The 18811-nt window shown below is 55.7% G+C and carries 17 protein-coding genes, 1 pseudogene and 1 riboswitch; of the genes and pseudogenes, 6 read left to right on the top strand and 12 right to left on the bottom strand.

Annotated features, from left to right (window positions below; all coding sequences use genetic code 11):
- The first annotated feature begins 182 nt into the window (after nt 1–182).
- The 3 genes from NST04_RS11035 (at nt 183) to NST04_RS11025 (ending at nt 2913) form a co-directional block, all read left to right on the top strand.
- On the top strand, nt 183–1424 hold the full coding sequence (locus NST04_RS11035; protein WP_341184276.1) for a GGDEF domain-containing protein: 1242 nt from the start codon (nt 183–185) through the stop codon (nt 1422–1424).
- Nucleotides 1425–1660: 236 nt separating this feature from the next.
- A complete protein-coding gene (locus NST04_RS11030; RefSeq protein ID WP_340750738.1) occupies nt 1661–1975 on the top strand; it encodes a helix-turn-helix domain-containing protein in 315 nt (104 codons plus the stop codon).
- A 5-nt stretch (nt 1976–1980) separates the two neighbouring features.
- Nucleotides 1981–2913 (top strand): IS3 family transposase, encoded by a 933-nt coding sequence (locus tag NST04_RS11025; RefSeq protein ID WP_340750729.1) that lies wholly within the window; start codon nt 1981–1983, stop codon nt 2911–2913.
- 307 nt (nt 2914–3220) lie between these two features.
- Here NST04_RS11025 and ypfJ read toward each other — a convergent pair whose 3' ends face one another.
- From ypfJ to hemA, 12 genes and pseudogenes are all read right to left on the bottom strand, one after another.
- Nucleotides 3221–4081, bottom strand: coding sequence for a KPN_02809 family neutral zinc metallopeptidase (gene ypfJ / locus NST04_RS11020; RefSeq protein ID WP_340752088.1), 861 nt, complete (start codon nt 4079–4081; stop codon nt 3221–3223).
- Nucleotides 4082–4275: 194 nt separating this feature from the next.
- Nucleotides 4276–4827 carry a hypothetical protein gene (locus NST04_RS11015; protein ID WP_340752087.1) on the bottom strand — a complete coding sequence of 184 codons (552 nt, stop codon included), beginning with the start codon at nt 4825–4827 and terminating at the stop codon, nt 4276–4278.
- 118 nt (nt 4828–4945) lie between these two features.
- Nucleotides 4946–5365, bottom strand: a complete 420-nt coding sequence (locus tag NST04_RS11010) for a hypothetical protein (RefSeq protein ID WP_341184275.1) — start codon at nt 5363–5365, stop codon at nt 4946–4948.
- Between the two features lie 776 nt (nt 5366–6141).
- Nucleotides 6142–6861, bottom strand: a pseudogene (locus NST04_RS11005) (RluA family pseudouridine synthase); the annotation flags it as partial.
- Nucleotides 6862–6986: 125 nt separating this feature from the next.
- Nucleotides 6987–8288, bottom strand: a complete 1302-nt coding sequence (hemL, locus tag NST04_RS11000; protein ID WP_341184274.1) for a glutamate-1-semialdehyde 2,1-aminomutase — start codon at nt 8286–8288, stop codon at nt 6987–6989.
- Between the two features lie 18 nt (nt 8289–8306).
- A complete protein-coding gene (hemB, locus tag NST04_RS10995; protein ID WP_036698946.1) occupies nt 8307–9305 on the bottom strand; it encodes a porphobilinogen synthase in 999 nt (332 codons plus the stop codon).
- A 161-nt stretch (nt 9306–9466) separates the two neighbouring features.
- Nucleotides 9467–11014 carry a uroporphyrinogen-III C-methyltransferase gene (cobA, locus tag NST04_RS10990; protein ID WP_341184273.1) on the bottom strand — a complete coding sequence of 516 codons (1548 nt, stop codon included), beginning with the start codon at nt 11012–11014 and terminating at the stop codon, nt 9467–9469.
- 101 nt (nt 11015–11115) lie between these two features.
- A complete protein-coding gene (hemC, locus tag NST04_RS10985; protein WP_341184272.1) occupies nt 11116–12063 on the bottom strand; it encodes a hydroxymethylbilane synthase in 948 nt (315 codons plus the stop codon).
- A 295-nt stretch (nt 12064–12358) separates the two neighbouring features.
- Nucleotides 12359–13006: a precorrin-2 dehydrogenase/sirohydrochlorin ferrochelatase family protein gene (locus NST04_RS10980; RefSeq protein ID WP_341185222.1), complete on the bottom strand. Its 648-nt coding sequence runs from the start codon at nt 13004–13006 to the stop codon at nt 12359–12361.
- 38 nt (nt 13007–13044) lie between these two features.
- Nucleotides 13045–13197, bottom strand: a complete 153-nt coding sequence (locus NST04_RS10975) for a hypothetical protein (protein WP_341184271.1) — start codon at nt 13195–13197, stop codon at nt 13045–13047.
- A gap of 152 nt (nt 13198–13349) precedes the next feature.
- The gene (ccsA, locus tag NST04_RS10970) at nt 13350–14177 is read right to left on the bottom strand and encodes a cytochrome c biogenesis protein CcsA (protein ID WP_341185221.1); all 828 of its coding nucleotides are present in this window, start codon (nt 14175–14177) and stop codon (nt 13350–13352) included.
- A 5-nt stretch (nt 14178–14182) separates the two neighbouring features.
- On the bottom strand, nt 14183–15574 hold the full coding sequence (hemA, locus tag NST04_RS10965) for a glutamyl-tRNA reductase (protein WP_341184270.1): 1392 nt from the start codon (nt 15572–15574) through the stop codon (nt 14183–14185).
- A gap of 331 nt (nt 15575–15905) precedes the next feature.
- Nucleotides 15906–16008, top strand: a riboswitch (purine riboswitch).
- Between the two features lie 125 nt (nt 16009–16133).
- On the opposite strand from hemA, the gene NST04_RS10960 reads away from it, so the two are divergent.
- The 3 genes from NST04_RS10960 to hpt are packed head-to-tail and all read left to right on the top strand — an operon-like array spanning nt 16134 to nt 18800.
- The gene (locus NST04_RS10960; protein ID WP_341184269.1) at nt 16134–16694 is read left to right on the top strand and encodes a phosphoribosyltransferase; all 561 of its coding nucleotides are present in this window, start codon (nt 16134–16136) and stop codon (nt 16692–16694) included.
- 33 nt (nt 16695–16727) lie between these two features.
- Nucleotides 16728–18242 (top strand): IMP dehydrogenase, encoded by a 1515-nt coding sequence (locus tag NST04_RS10955; protein ID WP_341184268.1) that lies wholly within the window; start codon nt 16728–16730, stop codon nt 18240–18242.
- Between the two features lie 30 nt (nt 18243–18272).
- On the top strand, nt 18273–18800 hold the full coding sequence (gene hpt, locus NST04_RS10950; protein ID WP_076079431.1) for a hypoxanthine phosphoribosyltransferase: 528 nt from the start codon (nt 18273–18275) through the stop codon (nt 18798–18800).
- The last annotated feature ends 11 nt before the right edge of the window (nt 18801–18811 follow it).

Genomic DNA, 18811 nt, shown 5'->3' with positions numbered 1-18811 from the left:
GGCTATAGATTTATTTAGACACAGGTGCAGTCTGCTCCACCTTAAATCAGAATAGTATATGTAGGCTGCGGGCAGGCGGAAAGGGATATATGGTCATTCCCTGCAAATTTCAAAAATATCTTTTAATCAAGAATCATCTTTTCGGGTATAATCGGTATAAATCCTGAAAGGAAATTTCCGACATGTCAAAAGCGAGGGTATTTGACCTTTTCCTATTCGTCGCAGCCCTGGCTATAGCCTTCATTCCCGCGCATGCTGTAGTCCTGGACGCTACCTATATAAAAGCATTACTGCTATACACTATCTTCTCAAGCATCTATTTCCAATTGCGGATTGTGACCCGGAGCGGGAACTCTACAATCGATTATGCGATCAGCTATACCTCCTCCTTCGGGATTTTTGCCGGTCCGCTCGGCACGCTCCTGTTCGAGACAGTATACCGGTTCATCGTATATTTCTATAAAAAGAAAACAAAGACCGCCGATCCCGGAGAGTTCCTGGATACCTTCTACAATATCGGTTCGTTTACACTGGGCGGCTCTGCTGCGTACTATCTGTATACGGCGCTCTCTCCTCTGGCGGACAAGCTTCCGCTCGGATACTGGCTGCTGTTCCTGCTCGTTGTCTGCGTCACCACCCTGCTGTCCTCCACCTTCCTGGTGCTGACCTTCGCCCTGTCGGGAGATATCAAGACACGCAGTGAAGCACGGAACCTGTTATTTCGAAGCCGGAATCTGCTGGACTTCAGCAAGGTGGCCCTGAGTAACGCTCTGCTGCTGCGGCTGCTGCAAATGGAGAAGTGGGAGATGCTGATCGCCCTGTTCGTGCTCAATTATGTGGTCAGTATCTCGTTCTATTCCAAATCGCAGAGTGCCCAGCACAAGTATGAACGCGACAAATTCGAGCAGATGGCCTACCGCGACTTCCTCACCGGAACCTATAACCGGGCGCATATGGACAAGATGATGAAGGAGCTCAACCAGAGCGGCGAGTACATCGGAATTGTAGTGGCGGACATCGACCGGTTCAAAAAGATCAACGACACTTACAACCACGCCGTCGGCGACCGGGTCATTGTTCATTTTGCGCAGACGCTGCAGAAGCATCTGCAGGAGGGGGACATCCTATTCCGCAGCGGCGGGGAAGAGTTCACGCTGCTGCTGAGGGACAAGACCTTCGAGGAGTGCAGGACACAGATTCAGGAGATTCTGGACAGCCTTCACGATCACAGCGTAAGTGCGGAATTCGAGGAGCAGATGATCCGCGTGCCGTATTCGGCATCCTTCGGGCTCTTTTACTATAAGGCGGACCCGGACCAGAAGACTTCTATGGAAAAAGGGTACGTCTACGCCGACCAGCTCCTGCTGGAGTCCAAGAAGCTTGGCCGCAACCGTCTCTCTTACCGGAACGATGTGCAGCCATAAGCACATGTTCCCGCGCAGGGGGACGGCCTGTCAGGGCCGGGCAGACCCAGTCGAATGTATGCTGTTTTTCGCATACATTTGGACCGGGCGCCTGCGCGTCAGCACAATGTATGCTGTTTTTGGCATACATTCGGGCCGGGCGCCTGCGCGGCAGCACAATGCTCCACAGCCCCCTAATGAAGTTGGAGTCCTCCCCCACAAAAATGTAGACTAGAGATAGGAGGAGGATGAACGGTATGGGACACTTAACAGGAACAAGAGAGAAGGCAGCGCAAGAGGTGTTATCTGGCATTAAGGCGGCGGTGGTTGCCCGAAAGTATGGGGTGACTCCGTCCACGGTGAATCAGTGGGTGAGGGATTACCGGGAAGCCCATGGAGAACAAGATCATCCGTACCCCCAGGAGCAGGTAGAGGAACTGAAGCGCCTGGTAGAGGTCGAGCAGAAATATGAGAAGGCGGTCAAGATGCTTGGTGAAAAGGAGTTAGAGATTGAGATTCTGCGTGAACTGCTAAAAAAGCCAACCCCTGCTTATCCGAAAAAATCGAGGTAGCCGAGATGTTCATTAAGCAGGGATATTCCGCAGCGTTGGTACTACGTCTCATCGGGCTCGCAGAGTCCACGTACTACGACCGTAAGAAACGCAAGTCACAGGATGCACAGGCCGTACTCCAGGGGCGCGGAAGACCCGTACCCGGCTACTCTCTGACCGAGTCTGGAGCGAAGATTAGCGACGAGGAAATCCAGGAATGGCTGCTGGAATTAATTGCTGGAGAAGAGCACGTGTACGGATACAAACTGCTGGCCAAGTGCTTGTGGAACCAGCACCGTTTAAAGCTCAATCACAAGAAAAGTTACCGGCTGTGTCAGGCGCTGGATATCCTGCAGCCGCAGCGTCACAAGCGTTTTAAGCATCCCCGGAAGCTGCCGGAGAACCGGGTCATTACCGGAGCAGGCCAGCTCTGGCAAATGGACATTAAGTACGGGTACGTGGCGGGCCGCGACCGGCATTTCTTTGTCCTGAGCATTATCGATGTGTTTACCCGTGTCATCGTCGGCTACCACCGCGGATCGTCGTGTGAGGCCAAGCACGCCTGCCAGACGCTGGGACGCGCCATGGAGCAACACTGCGCCCCTGACAGCGCACGCCCGGTGATCCGCACCGACAACGGCCCACAGTTTGTCAGCCACCTGTTTGGCGACATGTGTGAAAGCTGGGAAATGACCCATGAACGCATTCCGCCTCGAACGCCGGATTTAAACGCTTTTATTGAATCGTTCCACAGTAATATCGATCGGGATTTGTTCCGCAAAGAGGCATTCGACACGTTCGAAGAGGCCTATGAAGCGGTGGACCGGTACATGGACTTTTACAACAACCGCAGAATGCATACGAGCCTTCGGAACATGCCGCCAGCTACGTTTGCGGAGTGGGTCCTGACCCAAGAAGACCGCTCCCGCTTCTTCTGGCCGAGAGAAAAAGCGAAATAAAGAGCATTTCTACGACAAGTACCGATTTGATACGGAGGACTCCGGGATAAGGGGGTCGCACCGAATGTATGCTGTTTTTGGCATACATTCGGGCCGGACGCCTGCGCAGCAGCACAATGTATGCTGTTTTTGGCATACATTGTGGCCGGGCGCCTGCGCAGCAGCACAATGTATGCTGTTTTTGGCATACATCCCAGCTTCCCGACGGAGCAGAAACGGCTCCTCATACTAATATCCCCAATAACAACAAGAGCCGCCCTCCGGCAACCGGAAGAGCGGCTCTTGTTGTTCCTGATGCAGGCGGCGGCTACAGTTCAGCAGCCTTGAAAGTATCTCCGCCGGCAATCGTGCCGGAGTTGAAGCCCTTATAGAACCAGCGCTTGCGCTGTTCGGACGTTCCGTGCGTGAAGCTGTCCGGCACCACATAGCCCTGCGCCCGCTTCTGGATCGTATCATCCCCGACTGCGCTTGCCGCAGTCAGTGCCTCCTCGAGGTCCCCTTCCTCCAGCAGATTCTGGCCCTGGACATGATGCGCCCAGACCCCAGCATAATAATCGGCCTGCAGCTCGAAGCGGACCTGCACCTTGTTGAATTCGGCCTCGCTGAGGCGCTGGCGTTCTGCATTCAGCTGCTCGGAAGCGCCCAGCAGCGTCTGCACATGATGTCCCACCTCATGAGCAATCACATACGCCATGGCGAAGTCACCCGGCGCCTTGAACTGCTGCTGCAGCTCATCATAGAAGCTGAGATCGATATACAGCTTGGCGTCTCCCGGACAATAAAACGGGCCTACGGCTGAGCTTGCGGTTCCGCAGGCAGAGTTCACACTACCGCTGTAGAGCACAAGCGTCGGGTCCTGGTAAGTCATCCCCTGCTTTTTGAAGATATCGGACCAGACATCCTCGGTATCGGCCAGCACCACAGATACGAACTCGGATAGCTCCTTCTCCTGGGCACTCTGTTCATAAGGGACACTTGAGTTCGTACCCGAACCGGTTGAGGTCAGATTCCCCATAATATCGCCGATATTCCCGCCGCTCAGCAGCGTAACAATCACTATAATCACGATCCCGCTAATTCCGCCGCCGATCAGCTTGCCCCCGCCGCCCCCGCCGCGGCCTCTGCGGTCTTCCACATTAGAACTGCCTCTTCTGCCCTGCCATTTCATGGCCTTCCCCCCAGTTATGAATACTCACGAATACTGATGTCTTTGTACTTATTACTGTTATACCCATAATTGCAGGGGTGCCACTCTCTTGAACAGCGGAGCCGGTCTGGTGACAAATGGAAACCGCATAGCAAAACCCCTCCACAGCCGCAGCCATGAAGGGGTTAACATCGGTTAAATGATGGAACAGTTGTTTATTTTGCAGCCTTAGCTGCGCTTAGAATAGCCTTCAGGTAACCTTGGGTATCCACCAAAGTTGCACCGCTTACAGCATCAACGACTTGCTCTTTGCTTTTGTTAGTCAGTGTAGCTTCAAGGGATTTAATCGTTTTGCCAGTGGCGAATTTCTCGATCGCTGCCAGGTTCTTGTCATAGGCTACTGTCGATTTGGCTTCTTCCTTCATGTGCTCACTGTAGTATTTGGCATTGGTCTTCTTGGAGGCCAGCACCATGTTCGGATCTTTGTAGTTCTGGCCGAAATCCTTGTCCGAGTTCGGTACGCCAGTGGCTACATCGGTGCCCAGGAACTGATAATCATCCAGCGAAGCCGCAACGATTACGCCATTTTGTACTACAGCAACCGCTACAGTGAAGCATTTGGTGCCATGGGCAGCCGCTTCCACCCGGCCTACCTTAAGCGGTGCGCTCGCTGCCGAAGTGACATTGTTCAGGGCGCCGCTGTTCCCTACCCCGACAAGTGCCAATGAGATGCCGGCCACGAGCATTAACTTAGTAACTTTTTTCACAAATATTCCCCCAGTTCATGAAATGAGCTTCGCTTACATACTATATTTATCAATATATTGGAAGCCCGTCAGTTACAAATGTTACTAGGAATCTGCAAATATATGGATCACTTATAGATTAGCTGCAGTTTTGTTCGATTGTCACCTTGTCATTCGTAATAATAACCTTGGAATATCCGGATAAAGTCTCGGTGTAGGAGCATACTCCGATGGTTTTGGGAACATCCGGTTCCCTAGGGTCTGAATACTTCAAATAAATACCGCCCTCACCGCTTAAGGTCAGCTGGGGTTTAATTTTTACTGTTTTTCCGCTTTTGAGTATCTTGCCAACTTCGTCTACTGACGCCTCCGCAGCTGCGCCGGTTACCACTCCTGTCTCCAGTATACGCAGCTCAAAGTCCGATTGGTTGTCCACCCTCACTTGGAAGCTCTGAAGCTGGGCAACCAGACCCAGTACGCCATATTTGTTGTCCAACTGCACAACCAGCATTATTCCGGCGGCAATCACCAGAGTCGAGGCAGTTAAGATCACTAACACTAAGCGATTCCTTCTTATTCTCACAGCCAGATCATCTCCTCATACTAGTAAGACGGGCTTGAGCACGGAAATGTATCAGAGGGGACGCGGGCGAACTGATGGCTTCAATTAATTAAGCGGAAAAAGGGCAACTATTGATCAGTAAATCTACGAATATCCAGCAATAGTTGGACAAACAACACTTATATAAGCTGAAAATAAACATATAGGGCATATTGAGAAAATTAGATGCCCTAAATCCACTTAGCGCTCCTCGGGGAGTAATGGTTCGTAAATTAAATAGCATAAATCCGCTTATTGTTCGATGTTCCGGCTGGAGGGAAGGTCGCCTGAACAACAACAAAAAAGCCAAGCCGCATCCTCCAGAGTTCAGAGAGACGCGGCCCGGCTGGGCATGACATCTATGGAGTTGTCTTAACTTCACAGGCTCCATTAGTTAATGGCTACTCCTGGTCTACGCCGCCGATTTGCCCGCGCAGACGGCGCATATCCTCCGGCCAGGGATCGGCTACTTCAATCTTGTTGCGGGTCCAGGGGTGGGCGAAAATCAGCTTCTCGCCATGCAGCGCCTGGCGGCCGGAGCTCTCCGGCTTTGCCTTGACTCCCGGCCTCAAGGGAGGAGCCGGCTGCTTGCCGGAGATTTGCAGACCAGGGGTAAGGCCTGCCTTCTCCTGCTCTTCGAACCAGGCCGTAATGGCAGATTTCACCTGACCAGGCTTCGTGCGCGGCTGCTTCTCATCATATAAAGAGGGAATACCCGCGGTATGCCAGCCCGCTCCGCCGTAGAGGTCATCCCCGAAGAGCGGATGCCCCGCGTGGCTGAGGTGGACACGAATCTGGTGCGTCCGGCCCGTCTCCAGCTCCAGCTTCACTACGGTTCCGCCGGGCAGGGCTTCGCGCCCCACAATCCGTGTTACCGCCGCCTGCCCTCCAGGGGATACCCGTCTGCGCGCCGCATGATGGCGGTCACGGCCGATGGGGGCATCAATCACTGTAAGCTCAGGCGGCACTGTGCCTTCAACAATCGCGGCATACAGGCGGGATACCTTCTTCTCACGCATATCTTCATCCAGCACAAGCTGGGCGTATTCGTTCTTCGCATACAGCACAGGTCCGGTGGTATCCTTGTCCAGCCGGTGGATATGACGGACGGCAATGCCGCCGCCGGAAGCCGCATAATGCGCGGCTACAAGATGATCCAGCGTCACCTCGGTGCTGGTGCCGTCCGGATGAACTGCCATACCCGCAGGCTTGTGGACCACGAGGCAAAAGTCGTCCTCGAACAGCACCTCAGCCGCAGCTTCCTGCCATACCGGCTCTATTCCCGCTTCCCGGTGCGGGAACAGGGCCAGCCGCAGCCGGTCGCCCCTCCACTGGATGCCGTCCTCGAGGCGCAGCCGGGCATGCAGCTTCTCCGGCATGCCGGCTACGCCCAGCAGCCAGGCATCGATGGCTGCCGGTCTGTCGGCAGCCGACGTAATGACCCGGCCAGGCATGGCTTCCAGCCATTCCCCGCGCCGGGTCCACTTGCCGCCGCCCGCGAAGGGGGCGCTGGCGGTATCACTTCCGTCTTGGCCCGCGCCGCTGCCATGCTGGCCGGACAACTCCTCCGGTCCGGCCGTCATAGCGATTTCAGGGCCTGATAATGGCCCGCAATTGTATCGTCAATATCCTGCTCGCTATGCGCAGCGGATACGAACATTCCCTCGAACTGGGACGGCGGAACGCTGATGCCCTGATCCAGCATTTTGCCGAAATAACGCTTGAACAGCTCCAGGTTACTGGTCTTGGCCGTCTCGAAGTTAATGACCGGCTCCTCCGTGAAGAACGGACATACCATCGAGCCCACGCGGTTAATCGTCAGCGGAATTCCCGTCTCCTGCGCATTGCGTTTAAGTCCGGCTTCCAGCCTTGCGCCAAGCGACTCCAGACGGGTGTAGACCTCAGGGGTCAGCAGCGCAAGCGTGCTGTAGCCCGCCGCCATCGCCAGCGGATTTCCGCTGAGTGTGCCTGCCTGATAGATCGGGCCGGACGGGGCGATCTGCTCCATGATCTCTCTTTTGCCGCCATAAGCCCCTACAGGAAGCCCGCCGCCAATAACCTTGCCGAAGCAGGTCAGGTCCGGGTCCAGCCCGAACAGTCCCTGCGCACATCCCCGGTCCACACGGAAGCCGGTCATCACCTCGTCAAAAATCAGCAAAGCCCCGTACCCCGTAGTCACCTTACGAAGCCCCTCCAGGAACCCCGGAAGCGGAGGCACCACGCCCATATTTCCGGCGATCGGCTCAACGATGATAGCGGCAATCTCGTTGCCGTAACGTTCAAAAGCGGTTTTGACCCCGTCCAGGTCATTATAAGGTACCGTGATCGTATTCACCGCCACACCTTCCGGCACGCCCGGACTATCCGGCAGCCCCAACGTAGCCACCCCGGAACCGGCTTTAATCAGCAGGCTGTCGGCATGGCCGTGATAGGAGCCTTCGAATTTGAGGATTTTGCTGCGTCCGGTGTAGCCGCGGGCCAGTCTGATCGCGCTCATCGTCGCTTCCGTCCCCGAATTCACCATGCGGACAATGTCCACCGAGGCTACGCGTTCCACCACGGTTTTGGCCATTGCGGTCTCAAGCAGGGTAGGCGCGCCGAAGCTTGTCCCTCTGGCCGCAGTCTCCTGCAACGCCTTCACCACCTCAGGATGGGCATGCCCCATAATCAGCGGTCCCCACGAACATACGTAGTCAATGAAGCTGTTGCCGTCAATATCGTAGATCCGCGAGCCTTCGCCCCTCTCGACATACACCGGGGTCAATCCTACGGATTTGAATGCCCGGACCGGGCTGTTCACCCCGCCGGGAATATATTGTTTTGCCTCTTCAAAAGCGGTGCGGGAAGCCTCTTCCCGGCGGTTCAGCGGTATATTGCCCATGCTTGTTCCCTCCTGATCCTAGCCGCGCAGCCAGCGGGCTGCGTCCTTGGCGAAATAGGTAATGATTACATCTGCTCCGGCGCGCTTCATGCCGGTCAGCATCTCCAGCACAACCGCCTGCTCATCGATCCAGCCCTGCTGCGCAGCCGCCTTGACCATCGAGTACTCACCGCTGACATTGTAGGCTACGAGAGGCAAATCGAACTGGTCGCGGATCGTACGGATTACATCCAGATAAGCCAGTGCAGGCTTCACCATCAGCATATCCGCGCCTTCCAGCACATCGGAATCCGCTTCGCGGATAGCTTCCCGCAGGTTGGCCGGGTCCATCTGATACGTCTTGCGGTTGCCGAACTGGGGAGCGGAATCCGCTGCTTCGCGAAACGGGCCGTAGAAGGCGGAGGCGTATTTTACCGAATAGGACATGATCGGCACCTGCTCGAAGCCATTCGCATCGAGTCCGGCACGGATCGCCTGCACGAATCCGTCCATCATGTTGGACGGCGCGATAATATCCGCCCCTGCCCGGGCCTGTGAGACCGCCGTGCGGGTCAGCAGTTCAAGCGAAGCATCGTTGATTACATCCCCATGCACCACACCATCCACCGTATGGGTATGCACCATGCCGCAGTGGCCGTGGTCAGTGAATTCACACAGGCAGGTGTCGGCGACGACCAGCAGGTCGGGATACCATTTTTTGATCAGACGCGTGGCTTCCTGCACAATGCCATCATCTGCGAAGCCGGACGAGCCAACCGCATCCTTCGTCTCGGGGATACCGAACAGCAGTACCGCCGGAATGCCCAGGGAAGCAATCTCATCCACCTCCGCCTTCAGCGTGTCCAGCGAGAAATGATACACGCCGGGCATGGAGCTGATCTCATTCTTCACACCGGTTCCATAGGTTACAAAAATCGGCTGGATGAAATCCAGCACATTCAACACCGTCTCGCGCACCATGCCGCGAATACCGGCCGACCCGCGCAAACGGCGGTGTCTGGTTATTGGAAAGCTCATTGCTGTAAACCTCCTGTTCAGTAAGTAGTTAATAAGCAGTTAAGTAGATACGCACATCTAATCGTCTTAAGCCGTATTGAGATGTTAAAATTAACGAAGATAATAGGCCGGACCCGATTGTAACGCTCAAAGGCAGCGCTGACAGATCTGGAAGGAACAGGCTATCTCAGCCTTGTCGTTTCATTCCAGCGGCACAGCTCCTGCACCAGTCCTTCTATGGTGGCTTCCTCCGGGAGCAGTCCCGGAGTGAAGCCTGCTTCGACTGCGGTCTGTTCGGTAACCGGACCGATACAGGCAATCTTAACGCCTGCCAGCAGCGCCAGCGGATCTTCCAGGCCCATCCGCTGCAGGATGCCGAGGAAATTGCGCACTGTAGACGAGCTGGTGAAGGTCACCGCATGAATGCGCTTCTCCTCCAGCAGCTTCACCAGTTCAATATCATCCTCGCCGGTGACCACCGTCTCATACGTATCCACTTCCGTCACTGCAAGTCCCAGCTCCCTCAGCTTGCCGGGCAGCCATTCGCGCGCCAGATCGCCGCGCGGAAGCAGCACCTTCTGCCCTGGCTTAAGCTCCGGGCCGAACGCTTCAATCAGCCCTTCCGCCTGGAAGCGGCCGGGCAATTCTTCGGAGATCAGCCCGCGCTCTGCGAGCGCTGCAGCCGTACCCGGTCCCACTGCGCATAGACGCGCCCTGTGCAGGCTGCGGATATCCAGCTTCTGTTGCGTCAGATGCCGCATGAAGAAGTCTACGCCGTTCGGACTGGTGAAGAACACCCAGTCATACGCCGCAAGCCCGCCAAGTGCCGCAGCGATCTCCGCCTGCTTGTCCGCATCCCGCTGCATCACCGTCTCAATGACCGGGAACTCATACGGCTCGCCGCCCAGCTCCTCGATCCGGTCCACCAGTTCGCTTGCCTGTGCGCGCGCCCGCGTCACTACAATCCGCTTGCCGAACAGCGGCAGCGCCTCGACCCACATCAGGTGCTCCCGCTGGAGCACAACGTCACCGACCACAATAACCGCCGGCGGCTGAAAATCGGCCGCTGTAACCTTCGCCTCAATATCGGCCAACGTGCCGGTCAGCGTCTCCTGATCTGCACGGGTCCCCCAGCGCACCAGCGCCACCGGAGTCTCCGGCGGACGGCCATGCTTCATGAGCTGGGCGCTGATGTAACCGATTTTGGCGACACCCATCAGGAATACCAGCGTGCCTGTCGCATTCGTTACTTTATCCCATTGAATGGAATGATCCAGCTTATCCGGGCTCTCATGGCCCGTAATAATCGACAGGGAAGACGACGCCTCCCGGTGGGTTACCGGAATACCGGCATACGCCGGGACGCTGATGGCTGAGGTAATGCCCGGCACAATCTCATAGTAGATGCCATTCCTGCGCAGCAGCTCTGCTTCTTCACCCACCCGGCCAAAAATCACAGGGTCCCCGCCCTTCAGCCGCACCACCGTTTTGCCCTCAAGCGCGAGATTCACCAGCAGCTGATTAATATCCTCCTGCTTCATCGTATGGCGGTCCGAGAGCTTGCCTACGTAAATTTTCTCACCGCCGGGCTTCATCCATTTCAGCAGCCTTGGACTGGCCAGTCTGTCATAGACCAGCACATCGGCCTTTTGGATACACTCCAGCCCCTTAACCGTAATCAGCTTCGCATCCCCCGGACCTGCACCTACCAGATATACCTTCCCCGCCATCTCCGTCATCCCCTTATCCCTATACACATACTATTCAGGCCTGCATAAGCTTCTCGGTAACCTGCGCTGCTCCCCTGTATAACCCGTACCCCATGTACTCCTTATTCCCTTACATCGGCCAAAATCTTCTCCGCACCTCGGGCCACCAGCTTCCGTGCAACCTCCGCACCCAGCTCCACCGGATCTTCACCGGTGCAGGTCTCCTTCAGAATGACTGTGCCGTCCGGTGTTCCGACCATTCCGGTTAACGTTATGGACGGCCTCGCAGCTGTTCCGGCTTCTGATTCAAGTACCGCATAGGCGCCAATCGGCACCTGGCAGCCCCCGTTCAGAGCGCCGAGGAAGGTCCGCTCCGCCGTAACAGTAAGCGCCGTGCGCTCATCGTTATACAGCGCCAGCAGCTTGCGCAGCTCGTTGTCGTCCTTGCGGCATTCGATGCCGAGTGCGCCCTGGCCGACAGCGGGCAGGCAGACCTCAGGCGGCAAATATGCCGTAATCCGGTCCTGCCACCCCATTCGCGACAGCCCCGCCGCTGCCAGCAGAATCGCGTCATATTCGCCGCTCTCCAGCTTCTTCAGCCGGGAGTCGATATTGCCGCGTACCGGCTCAATGAGCAGATCCGGTCTCAGCGCAGCCAGCTGGCTGGAGCGCCGCAAGCTGCTGGTGCCTACGCGCGCGCCTTCCGGCAGCTCCTCAAGGCCCGCTCCGCTGCTTGAGATCAGCACATCGCGCGGATCTTCGCGCTTCGGCACCGCTCCATTCATTAAGCCTTCCGGCAATTCGGAAGGCATATCCTTCATACTATGTACCGCCATATCAATGTCCTTGGCGAGCATCGCCTGCTCAATTTCCTTGACGAACAAACCTTTGCCGCCCACTTTCGACAGGGTCACATCGAGAATCCGGTCACCCTTGGTCACAATCTTATGCACCTCAAAAGTAAAATCAAACCCATGCGCTCCGCTAAGCCGCTCCAGATCGGCAATCACATGCCCCGTCTGCGTTAAAGCCAGCGCACTTTGTCTGCTGCCCACGATAATCTTCCGCATGCCCAATTCCCCCTGTTTAAGTCAGTCCCTTATTCCAGCCGCCGCCGTGCAACTCTCCCGTGGATAAACACGCCCGGGCCGCCTCGGTTGAATTCAAGTGTATTTATACACTTCATTTGCTCACTTGAGCCGCTTCGGCCGAATTCAAGGGTATTTATACACCTCATTTGCTCAATTGAGCCGCTTCAGCCGAATTCAAGGGTATTTATACACCTCATTTGCTCGATTGAGCCACTTTCGCTGAATTCAAGGGTATTTGTACATCTCATTCGCCCGCCTCAGCCACTTCCGCCGCCTATTCCTCCCGGTTGCGCGCCACCCAAGCCTCAATCTCCCCGCGTGTCCATGGTATAAAGGTGCCCTGCCGCAGCTCATTCAACACATCCAGCTTCCCCAGCCGCCGCAAGAGCCGCGCCCGGGTCTCTGCCGCCGGCTCCAGCTGCTTAATCGCTGTCCGCAGCTCATGCAGGAAATCCAGATACGGCTCGTATTCCTCGCCGAGCAGCCCCGCAATCTGCTGCGTAATCTCCGCAGCCGCCGACGGTCCCGCCCCGGAGGTCGAGACCGTAACCGTCAAGCGCCCGCGGCGGAGCACGCCGGGCGTAATGAACGTGCCCGCCTCTGCATGGCTGGCCACATTAACGGGCAGCCCCAGCTGCCGGGCTTCCGCGGCAACAGCCTCGTTCACCGCCCTGTTATCGCTGGCGGCATAGACCAGAACAGCTCCCTGGAGATCCCCGGGAGCATAGGGGCGGCTGATCCATTGCAGCCGCCCCTCATCAGCCATCGCAGCCAGCGTCCCGCTGAGCGAGGGGCTGACAATGACCAGCTCCGCGCCCGCTTCCAGCAGCGGAGCCGCCTTGCGCACAGCCACCGCCCCGCCGCCAACGATCACCACCCGCCGGCCTTCCACATCCAGCATAATCGGCAGATACTTTTTCATCCCACTCACTCCAGCTCCCCAGCACTTCCGACTCGCCCTCATCCAACGTCCATCCGCAAGCTACTCTCCAGCCCGCTCAATCCAGCTCTCCCCAGCACTTCCAACTCACTCTCATCCATCTTCCATACCACCGGCAAGCTACTCTCCATCACGCTCACTCCAGCTCCCCAGCACTTCCAACTCGCTCTCATCCATCTTCCATCCCACTGGCAAGCTACTCTTCAGCCCGCTCACTCCAACTCAATCGCAGTTATTACCGCCTTCATCGCTGTGAACCTTACCTCTCGCCCTTATCTTCCATCCCATGCAATCTCCCATGGAACACCTGCCGCTCCATCCCGCTTCACTCCCCGCCCCAGCCATGGAACTCCGACCAGGAATTCAGCAGGAAGTTAAGAATAATGAAGCCGTACCCGGCAATCGCCCAGCGGGCCATGACTGTACCGCTTCGGCGGCCGGAGAACTTCAGCACCAGGTAGACGATGTAGACACCCAGGCCCGTAAGCGTGGTCAAGACCTTCGTGTCCTGAAATAGCGGCGTCCGCCCTTCCGCGACAATCGACAGACCCGCCAGAATCAGCGAGGCCAACAGAAGCGGAACTCCGGCCAGGATCGCCGTGTAGGAATATTTATCCATCGTCTCCAGGCTAGGCAGCCTGCGGACGCGGTCATCCCACTTCTTATTCTTCAGCTTCGTATGCAGGAATAGATACATTATCGCAAATACCGTCCCCAGTGTCAGTGCGGCAAAGCTCAGATTCGCCAAAATTACATGCATCGCCAACCATCCGTGCACCGCACTCCAGCTCTGCAGCGTATGATCCTCTGCCGTCAGCCATACCCGGTTCAGCAGGAAGACGCTGAAGCCCGCCATGCTGAGCAGCAGCACCGTGAACTCACCCCCGCGCGTATACGTCACGGCGAACGAGGTAACCACCATGCTGAAGGAGAACCAAAACAAGAAATCATAAGGCGTGAAAATCGGCAATCCGCCCTCCTGGGCGAAGCGAATTGCAAGTCCGGTCAGCTGCAGCAGGCCCACGACAGCAAGAAGCCCTGTGCCCAGCCGCTTTCCGCCCGGATTACGCCGAAGGCAATCCGAGAAAACAAACAGCAGGCTCAGGGCATATAGCAGCAGAGCGGCATCATATATTCCGTTCAGCAGTAGCATGTGGCTCACCCGCCCAGCAAACCGGCTGGGGTAAGCACCGCTCCCGGCACACGGATCTCTCCGCCGGAGGGCCGTTCAGCAGCGCTGCGCTGAAGCGGTTCAACACTTTCACCGGCCGGACCTGCATCCAGCTGCTCCTGCAGGGCGAAGATTTGAGTGAAATATTCCAGCGCTTCATTCCCCTGCTTGCCGCCGGACATCTCCTTAATCACGTTGATCGGATCGTGCATCATCTGGTTGACGATGCTCTTGGTCAGCCGGCGGATCACCTTGCGCTGATGCTCATCCAGCTCAGGCAGCTTGTTGAACAGACTATCCATCGTTTCTTCATAAATTCCGTTTGACTTGTCCTGCAGCGCACGGATCACCGGTCTGACTCCCAGCGTCTTCAGCCATTGCTGGAATTCCTCCATCTCACCTTCAATCATAACCTCAATCTTGGCGGCTTCACTGCGGCGCATCTCCAGATTGCTCTCCACAATGCCCTCCAGATCATCAATATCATAGAGGAACACATCCGGCACACTGGCAGCGGCAGGATCAATATCCCGTGGCACAGCAATGTCGATCATGAACAGCGGCCGTGAAGGGCGGCGCTTCATGCCCTCGGCTACCTGGGCTGCCGTCAGCACATAGCCGTCCGCACCCGTGGAGCTGATCACAATATCCACTTCATCCAGAGACTTCAGCGCCTCTTCAATCGTGCGGGGTTTACCCGAGAATTTCTCGGCCAGCTCTACAGCACGGGACAAGGTACGGTTGGCGACAATGACTTCCGCCGCGCCGCTGCTGTAAAGATGCTTGACCGTCAGCTCGCTCATTTTGCCGGCGCCGAGAATGAGCACTCTTTTGCCGGTGAACATGCCGAAGATTCGCTTCCCCAGCTCCACTGCCGCATAGCTGACCGACACCGCACTCTCGCCGATCGAGGTCTCACTATGCGCACGCTTGCCGAGCGTCACCGCCTGCTTGAACAGCCGGTTGAACCAGGTTCCGGTAACCCCTTCCGCCTGAGCCGTCAGGAAGGCGCTGCGCACCTGACCCAGAATCTGTGTCTCGCCAATCACCATGGAATCCAGACCGCAGGTGACACGCATCAGATGGGCAATCGCCTGCTCGTCTTCATATATATACATATGTTGCGTAAATACATCACTTCTTACTCCGAACCACTGCTCCATGAAGCTGCGGATGAAATATCCGCACATATGAAGGCGGTCCACGACCACATAAATTTCCGTCCGGTTACAGGTGGCGACAACGACCCCTTCCAGAACGCTCTTCGTCTGCAGCAGCTGATGAAGCGCAGCAGGCAGATCCTTTTCGGCAAAAGCGAACTGTTCCCTCACCTCTACGGGAGCCGTACGGTAATTCAGGCCAACGACGACAATATGCATCGCTTGTTCACCATCCTAATCTATATTCATTGGTGTAGGCGCTGTTACTGCTTATCAGCAAATAATAGAATCAATTTCACAAGATCTCAAAACGCTGTGTTAAGTATATCACATCAAAATACGGCTTTTAACAAAACCTTTGAACTATTTATGAATTGCAGATAATAATTATTATAAACAAGTGCATAAGTAATTAAATATAACATATTGATGAAATATTGACACACTTTATTGCGGATGATAGCATATAACAAATGATCTGAGTTAAGTTTTATAACATATGTAGCGAAAATAATCTGATTCTCCGTATCCAAGTTAGCATCGCGTCAGTTATATCTCTTCAAACCTCTCTTGTATAAGCCCGTTAATCCGGAATGGGCGTATCTACAGGCAACCGTAAATTGCCCCAGGCTACAAGAGGCCAGCCCCCTGCTGGATTAATCAGTGTGAGCTCACGGGCGAAACCGGGCTTTTCTCCGCTGATGTATCCTGCTTTGGACTGCGCCTCCTTTAGCCTGGGGTTTTTGGCATCCATTTATAATAGAAGGAGTGAGGGCAAATGAGTGCTTCCTACACAAGCTTAAGTGAATCGATCCGTAAGGCTAGAAATGTGAGGATCTACAAGAACAAGGACACCGCCTATGACTTCAAGCTCTACCCCTTCGGAGAACGCGGTACGTACATCGCCCCCGAGCTGATCCGTGAAATCACTCACAATCTGGCGGATGCTGTAACGGAGCAGTTTCCCGATTTTGATTACATTGTCTCCCCTGAACCCGGCGGTCATACCTGGGGGATGCTGGCTGCCTATAAGCTGATGAAGCCGATGAATATTCTGCGGCTCAGCACGGAGCTGTATGAGAATTATGAGGTTAGTGTCAGACGCGAGACGGCGTATAATGAGAATTATATTTATTTTGACGGCTTCTCTGCCGGTGACCGCGTACTGCTGCTGGATGATGTGATTAGTTCAGGTGCTACGATCCGCTGCATTGCTGCTCAGTTGTCCGTGATGGGCATAGAGCTTGTCGGTGTGCAGGCAATTCTGGCCAAAGGGGAGCATTACAGGCAGCTGGAAGCGGACATTGGAGTACCCGTCAGATTTTTGTCCCAGGTATGAGTTGTCAAAAAAATAGCAGGGGAGTGACAAGCCATGGCTTTTTATTACGAGCAGCCTTCAAGAACCTTCAGTGAGTTCCTGCTGGTACCCAGCCTGACCACCAAAGATTGCATTCCCGCAAATGTGGATCTTAGCACACCGGTCACCAAATTCCGGCGAGGAGAGACCCCGGCACTGACCATGAACCTCCCCGTGACTTCGGCCGTAATGCAGGCGGTATCCGACCATAACATGGCGATTGCCCTGGCCAAAAGCGGCGGCATCTCCTTCATCTATGGCTCGCAGTCTATCGAGCAGCAGGTCGAGATGGTCCGCCGGGTCAAAAAATTCAAGGCCGGCTTCGTCCTCAGCGACTCCAATCTGCGGCCGGAGGATACCCTGCAGGATGTGCTGGCGCTCAAAGCACGCAGCGGCCACTCTACCATTGCCATTACGGACAACGGGGAACCGACCGGCAAGCTGATGGGGATTGTCACCAGCCGCGATTACCGCGAGAACCGGCTGCCTCCGGAATGCCCGATTACGGAGTTCATGACTCCGCTCGCTTCGCTGATCTTCGCGCGGGAAGGTATTACCCTGACCGAAGCGAACGACATGATCTGGGACCACAAGCTGAACTGCCTGCCGATTGTAAATGCCGGCGGCCATCTCGTCCATCTCGTCTTCCGCAAGGATTATGACAGCCATCAGGAGTATCCGCTGGAGCTGCATGACGACAACAAACAGCTCATCGTGGGTGCCGGAATCAATTCGCGGGATTACAAGGAGCGTGTACCTGCGCTGGTGGAAGCGGGAGCAGATATCCTGTGCATCGATTCCTCTGACGGGTATTCGGAGTGGCAGGCGGAGACCATCCATTATATTAAGGAGACTTTCGGGGAGAGCGTGAAGGTCGGCGCGGGCAATGTTGTTGACAAGGAAGGCTTCCTGTACCTCGTAGAGGCAGGAGCAGATTTCATCAAGGTCGGTATCGGCGGCGGCTCCATCTGCATCACCCGGGAGCAAAAGGGCATCGGCCGGGGCCAGGCCTCCTCTGTCATCGAAGTGGCGGCGGCCCGCCAGGAATATTATGAGCAGACCGGCATCTATGTTCCCATCTGCTCGGACGGCGGGATTGTCCATGATTATCATATTGTGCTGGCGCTGGCGATGGGCGCTGACTTCGTGATGCTGGGCCGCTATTTTGCCAGATTTGATGAGAGCCCCGGACGTAAGCTGCTGGTCGGCGGGAACTTCGTCAAGGAATATTGGGGCGAAGGCTCCAGCCGGGCCCGCAACTGGCAGCGTTATGACTTCGGCAATGCCGATAAGGAGAGCAAGCTGGAATTCGAGGAGGGCGTGGATTCCTTCATCCCCTATGCCGGCCGGCTAAAGGATAATCTTGATCTCAGCATCAGCAAAATCAAGTCCACCATGTGCAATTGCGGCTCGCTGACCATCCCGGAACTACAGCAGAAGGCCAAGATTACCCTGGTCTCCTCGACAACGATCTTTGAAGGAGGCGCACATGATGTTATGCTTAAGGAAAAGGACAGATCATCCTCGTGATCACATCCTAATCCATAAGGAGCGTCAACCATGACCCAAATTACAAAAGTTCTGGTTAGCAAGGACCAGTTACAGCAGAGAGTACAGGAATTGGGCGCTGAAATATCGCGCGACTATGAAGGCAAGGAACTGGTGCTTATCGGCATTCTTAAGGGCGGGGCCGTCTTCATGTCTGATCTGATGCGTGAGATCACCTTCCCGGTCGGCGTCGACTATATGTCGGTGTCCAGCTACGGGGCAAGCTCCACCTCCTCCGGTGTCATTACGATCAAGAAGGATATCGACATGGATATCCGCGGCAAGCATATCCTGCTGGTCGAGGATCTGATCGACACCGGCCTGACGCTTCAGCATCTGAAGGAGCTGTTCGCCCTGCGCGAGGCGGCAAGCGTAAGGATCTGCACTATCCTCAGCAAGCCTTCCCGCCGCCTCGTCGATGTCCCCATTGACTACAGCGGGATTGACATCCCGGACGAATTCGTCGTCGGCTATGGCCTGGATTACGCCGAGCAGTACCGCAATCTGCCGGAGGTCTGGATCGTAGAGACCGGGGACTAACAGGGTCAGAT

The sequence above is a fragment of the Paenibacillus sp. FSL H7-0756 genome (assembly GCF_038006765.1).
Taxonomy (GTDB): domain Bacteria; phylum Bacillota; class Bacilli; order Paenibacillales; family Paenibacillaceae; genus Paenibacillus_AQ.
The sequence above is the reverse complement of the archived record's forward strand: the minus strand, read 5'-3'. Positions and strand labels throughout refer to the sequence as shown.